Raw genomic sequence first — 1,160 nt, 5'->3', positions numbered from 1 at the left:
ACTTGATGTCTCAGGACATCGTGAACACTGAGCGGCTCATCCCTGGGATCCTCGGGGATGAGCGGAACAGGGTTTTCGATGGATCCAGAGTTTGTGTCCGCGATCGTCCGGGTGGCACGGGGCGAAGAGGTCAACGTCGCCGCGTTCTGCCGTGCCCACCGAATCTCGCGGACGACGTTCTACAAATATGTGGCCAGGTTCGCCGCCGAGGGCTCCGACGGGTTCACCCGCCGCTCCACTACCCCGCACACCAGCCCGACCCGAACCTCGGCGGCGCTGTGCGAGGCGGTACTCCGAGCACGGAAGGAACTCGACGAGGCGGGCCTGGACAACGGACCCCAGAGCATCTCCTGGCGGCTCGAGAGCCTCGGGTTCGAGCCGTTCCCGTCCCGGGCAACGGTGTACCGGATCCTTCTCGACCACGGCCAGATCGTCGCGCAACCGCACAAACGACCCAAGACCCGACGACGGTTCGAGTACGCCGACCCGGGCGGGTTGTGGCAGATCGATGGCATGGAGCACTACCTGTCCACCGGCCAGAAGGTGTGCGTGCTGCAAATACTCGACGACCATTCCCGACTGGACGTGGGCACCTGCGCGGCCACCAGCGAGAACGGTGCCGACGCGTGGCGTTCCCTCGAGCAGGCCTTCGCCGGCTACGGGTTACCGGTGCGGGTGCTCTTCGACAACGGGCTGGCCTTCTCCGCCAAGCATCGCGGTGGAACCTCCGCGCTCGAACGCACCCTCGCCGGCCTCGGCGTGCAGACGATCACCTCGTCGGTGTATCACCCCCAAACCTGCGGGAAGAACGAACGGGTACACCAAACCCTGCAGAAATGGTTACGCAAACAGCCCGCACCGGACACGCTCGACGAACTGCAGGCCCTGCTCGACCAGTACCGGGTGATCTATAACAACCGCCGACATCAGAGCCTGGCGGGCCGGACGCCGCAGCAACGATACGACGACAAACCCACTGCCGCGGCCACTCCCGAACCCAAGATCCGGTACGGGCACGTCACCCGGTCGGTCTCGCACACCGGCATCGTCCAGTTCGACGGCCACTCGATCTCCCTCGGCAGACGGTGGGGAGATCAGAAAGCGGTACTGCACTGGCGAGGCGACGACGTCACCGTCCTGGTCGGTGACGCCATCGCCCG

General features: G+C 65.4%; 1 protein-coding gene. It reads left to right on the top strand.

Annotation, left to right across the window (positions count from 1 at the left end):
- Nucleotides 1-78: 78 nt before the first annotated feature.
- A partial coding sequence (locus NOF53_RS27425) for an IS481 family transposase (protein ID WP_255974813.1) occupies nucleotides 79-1,160 on the top strand: 1,082 nt, incomplete at its 3' end.

Origin of the sequence: Rhodococcus tibetensis (genome assembly GCF_024438035.1) — a bacterium.
Taxonomy (GTDB): domain Bacteria; phylum Actinomycetota; class Actinomycetes; order Mycobacteriales; family Mycobacteriaceae; genus Rhodococcus_F; species Rhodococcus_F tibetensis.
The sequence above is the reverse complement of the archived record's forward strand: the minus strand, read 5'-3'. Positions and strand labels throughout refer to the sequence as shown.